Raw genomic sequence first — 4988 nt, 5'->3', positions numbered from 1 at the left:
TCTTTAATCCAGCCTTTCTGCATTATTCCTGCACTGTTTAAATAATACCAGTTACCATTAGTATCTTTAATCCAGCCTGTTACCGAAACACCATTTTTAATATATATCCAGCTCTCGCCCTTCTTGTTCCAGCCTTCCTTATATTGTGTTGCTGTGTCAATTTCATTATCTTGCTCTTCTGAAATTACACTATCAACAGATTTAACTTCAGACTCTGAATCTTTTTTGCTTGATGATTTATGTGAACTTGATGACCTATGAGAACTTGATGATGAGCTTCCTGAATTTGAACCAGATGATTTTTCTTTAAGTCCATTTACTGCATCTTGCAAATTTTTAAATGCATCATCCACATCATTTTGTGCTGCAATTCCATTTTTAATTACATTTTCTACATTTTTTAATGCTTCTATAAGCCTTCCATAACTTTCATCTGTATAGTTTCCCTGCTTAAGATCTTTATATTTATTATATAATTCTGTAAGTTTATTCTTATCGCTCTTAATCAATTCAAATATTGCATTTTTTAATGTTTTAAGTGTATTATCCACATCTTCCTGAGAAACATATTTATCATTCAATACTTCTTCTGTTTTCCTTAAAGAATTTTCATAAACCTTATATATATCCACTGGATAATTATTTTTGTTATATTTATCTGCATTATTTTGTTTATAATACTCTTCAAGTTCTGTCTTATTAGCAGGTATTATAGTAATATCCATTTTACTTATATCAACATTTTTATTTTTTAATATGTTTAAAATACTTCTGCTATCAACTTGAACTTTATCTGCATTATTTTTTATAACCTCTATTGCTTCATCACTTATATCTGTAACAGGCTTTTCACCTATTTTTGATGGCAATATTATTTTCCAATCCTCTGATTTTTTCTCAATATCAGTTATTGTATAGTCATTTCCATTATCCTTAACTTTAATTATAGATTTTGCTGGAATTTTCTTTATATCATCTACATTCAAATCGCTTGAAACAACTGCATTTTGAATATTATCACTTCCCATAAATGAATTGTCTACTATACTTTTCACTTTAGGTATGATTATACTTTCAAGGCTTGTACAGTTATAAAATGCATAATCTTCTATAGACTCTGCTTTTGGCATATTTACATTTTTAAGATTGCTGCATCCATAAAATGCATCCTCACATACAGATACTGTTTTTGGTACATTTACATTCTTAAGACTTCTACAGTCGTTAAATGACCTTATTGCTACAGATGTTAGTTCAGGCAGACTTATGCTTTCAAGTCTGTTACATCCATAAAATGCACCCTCACCTATGGATGTTACTTTGGGCAGACTTACATTTTTTATATGTTCAAATTGCCAAGCATAATTTCCTACAGATATTACTTCATATTCATTGCTATCAGCTATTATTTTTTCTAGAAGTATTAATTCTTCTTGGTCATATGAATTTCCTTCACTTAATTCAACAGTATTATTCTTCTTAAGTTTGAATTCAATATTGTTAATTGTAACTGTACTACCTTCACCATTAAACTTATCCGTTGTTATCCATGATAAGTCATCACCATTAGTATATAAATCTATATCATTATTATCTGAATCATCTAAGCCTTCATTTACATTCAGTAAATTAACAGATTGTCCTGTTGTAGATTGTGAAACATTTGAAACATTATTAAGTAATTTTATATTATCTCCATTTTCTTCATTATTAGAATTATCTTTTTCATTAGTCCTATTTTTTTCTTGGTCATTGTCTTCTTCCTTTGTCTTAGTATTCTCTTCTGCAAAAACAGTAATTGCTGGTGAAGTTAAAACTGGAACCACACCTCCGCTTAATGTTATACCCATTGTTAGCGCTATCATTCTCTTCACTCTTTTCCTTATCACTCTGTTCTTCTCCTTTATTACATTTTTAATAATTCTCTTACACCTATTTTACACTATTTTTTTAAACAATACCCTTTTATGGGATAAAATGCACAAATAAGAAGCAAAATACATACAATCTCTAGTTATATTCTTGCTTTTTTATATTTTTTAATATATAATTATTCTAAAATTGCATATAAAGCTGTGAATAGAAGTAGTAATAATAAATATATCTTTAGAGAGTTATTGTGTGGTGTAAAATAATGTTATATTATTATGAACTTGTCTAGGAGTTTATCTGTCAAAAGCAGATACGGAGAATCCCGTTATAATATTAAGTGAGAAGAATCTATTCTTCTAATAAGAGTGGTACCACGGAATTAATGCTTTCGTCTCTTGATTGAGATGGAGGCTTTTTTATTTTAAATAAATAAAGTCTGCTTTTAATCCTGTCAGCTAAACAGTTTTGAAAAATCACCCTTACTGTTAACTGATAATTGTTAACTGCATACTAAATAAACTTGGAGGTAGAAAATGTCAAAGTACAGTACTAAAATCGATGAAAAATGGCAAAAAATCTGGGAAGAAAATGAAACTTACAAATTTGACCCTGAAAAACCTGGAAAGAAACTTTATGCATTAGAAATGTTCTCTTATCCATCAGGTGCACAACTTCATGCTGGACACTGGTTCAACTATGGTCCAACAGATTCATGGGCAAGATTTAAGAGAATGCAGGGATACAATGTATTCCAACCAATGGGATTTGATGCTTTTGGTCTGCCAGCAGAAAACTATGCAATAAAAACTGGTATCCATCCTCAGGACTCTACTTTAAAAAATATTGAAACTATGGAAAAACAATTAAGATCTATGGGTGCTATGTTTAACTGGGAAAATGAAGTAATTACTTGTCTTCCTGACTATTATAAATGGACTCAATGGTTATTCCTTCAATTATACAAAAAAGGATTAGCTTACAGAAAAAAAGCACCTGTAAACTGGTGTCCTTCATGTAATACTGTTTTAGCAAATGAACAGGTTATAGATGGTGAATGTGAAAGATGTGGTTCATTAGTTAAAAAGAAAGACCTTACTCAATGGTTCTTTAAAATAACTGATTATGCTGATGAACTTCTTGATAAACTTGATGAATTAGACTGGCCAGAAAAGACTAAAGCAATGCAGAAACACTGGATTGGAAGATCTTATGGTGCTCAGGTTACATTCAAAGTTAAAGATTCAGATTTACAATTTGATGTATTCACTACAAGAGTTGATACTTTGAATGGTGTAACTTATGTTGTTTTAGCTCCTGAAAATAAATTAGTGGATAAATTAACAACTCCTGAAAATAAAGATGCTGTTGAAAAATATAAAGAAGAAGCAGCTAAACAGTCTGATATAGAAAGACAATCTTCTTCAAAAGAAAAGACTGGTGTATTCACTGGTTCATATGCTATAAATCCTATTAACGGAAAAGTAGTTCCAATATGGATTTCAGATTATGTATTAGCTACATATGGTACAGGATGCGTTATGGCAGTTCCTGCTCATGATGAAAGAGACTTTGCTTTTGCAACAAAATTCAATTTACCAATTGAAAGAGTTATAACAGATAAAGCTGGAAATGAACCAGAACTTCCTTTCTGTGAACATGGAATCCTTGTTAACTCTGGTAAATTTGATGGATTAACAACTGCTGAAGCTAAAAAAGCTATAGTTGAAGAATTAGAAAAAGACAAACTTGGTGCTATGAAAGTCAACTTCAGACTAAGAGACTGGTTAGTATCTAGACAAAGATACTGGGGAGCTCCAATTCCAGTAATATACTGTGATGATTGTGGAATAGTTCCAGTGCCTGAAAAGGATCTTCCTGTTAAGCTTCCTTATGATGTTGAATTTGCACCAGATGGTAAATCACCACTTGCTAAATGTGAAGAGTTCGTAAATACAACTTGTCCTTGTTGTGGTAAACCTGCAAAGAGAGAAGTTGATACATTAGATACATTTGTATGTTCTTCTTGGTATTACTTAAGATACCCAGACAATAAAAATGCAGAAGCACCTTTTGATCCTGAAAAAATTAATAAAATGCTTCCAGTTGATAAATATGTTGGTGGACCAGAACATGCATGTATGCATTTATTATATGCTAGATTCATAACTAAAGCTTTAAGAGATATGGGATACTTAAATTTCGATGAACCATTCAAGAGCTTAACTCACCAAGGATTAATCTTAGGACCAGATGGATTAAAGATGAGTAAATCTAAAGGAAATACTATTTCTCCTGATGATTACATCAAGGAATATGGTGCTGACGTATTCAGAATGTACTTAATGTTTGGATTTGCTTATACTGAAGGTGGAGCTTGGAGTGATGAGGGAATTAAATCTGTTTCTAAGTTCGTTGAAAGAATCGAAAGAATCCTTGAATCATGCAGAGAAATAATAAACTCTACTGAAAATACTAAGACTACTGTAGACAGTGCTGAAAAAGAATTAAACTTCTGGAAACACACTGCAATAAAAGGTGTGACTGAAGATACAGATAAAATGCAGTTCAACACAGCAATTGCAAGACTTATGGAACTTACAAATGCTCTTAATAAATATCTTCAGGAATCAGTTAAAAATCCTGTATTCTTAAAAGAAACTATAACTGATTATATTAAATTATTGGCACCATTTGCACCTCACTTTGCTGAAGAACAATGGAGCCAGCTAGGTAATACTTCAAGTGTATTCAATGAAAGATTACCAGAATTTGATCCAACTGCTTTAATCAAAGATGAAGTTGAAATAGCTATTCAGATCAATGGTAAAATCAAGGCTAAGATCATGATAGCTTCAAGCTTAGACGAAGAAGGTATCAAATCTGCAGCTCTTGAAAATGAAACTATTAAAGAAAATACTGCTGGAAAGAACATTGTAAAAGTTATTGTTATAAAAGGCAGACTTGTTAATATAGTTGTTAAATAATAATAATATAGTAAAAGAGTGATATTAAAAAATTAATATCACTCTTTTATATGTTTAACTAGACTTGTGCAGTAAATAGGAAAAATTTAAGCTACTAGTCCTAATTTGGAAATAGTAGACTCTAGACTAATC

The 4988-nt window shown here is 30.9% G+C and carries 2 protein-coding genes and 1 other annotated feature; of the genes, one reads left to right on the top strand and one right to left on the bottom strand.

The genetic code is table 11. The annotated features are described in order from the left end of the window. On the bottom strand, positions 1 to 1889 hold a 1889-nt coding region (locus Q0F58_RS17125), incomplete at its 3' end, for a leucine-rich repeat protein (protein WP_294379083.1). Positions 1890 to 2066: 177 nt separating this feature from the next. Then, positions 2067 to 2271: a binding site (T-box leader), on the top strand. A gap of 134 nt (positions 2272 to 2405) precedes the next feature. On the opposite strand from Q0F58_RS17125, the gene leuS reads away from it, so the two are divergent. Continuing rightward, positions 2406 to 4856, top strand: a complete 2451-nt coding sequence (gene leuS / locus Q0F58_RS17120) for a leucine--tRNA ligase (protein ID WP_294379082.1) — start codon at positions 2406 to 2408, stop codon at positions 4854 to 4856. Positions 4857 to 4988: the final 132 nt, after the last annotated feature.

Origin of the sequence: uncultured Clostridium sp. (assembly GCF_934754915.1) — a bacterium.
Lineage (GTDB): Bacteria > Bacillota > Clostridia > Clostridiales > Clostridiaceae > Clostridium.
The sequence above is the reverse complement of the archived record's forward strand: the minus strand, read 5'-3'. Positions and strand labels throughout refer to the sequence as shown.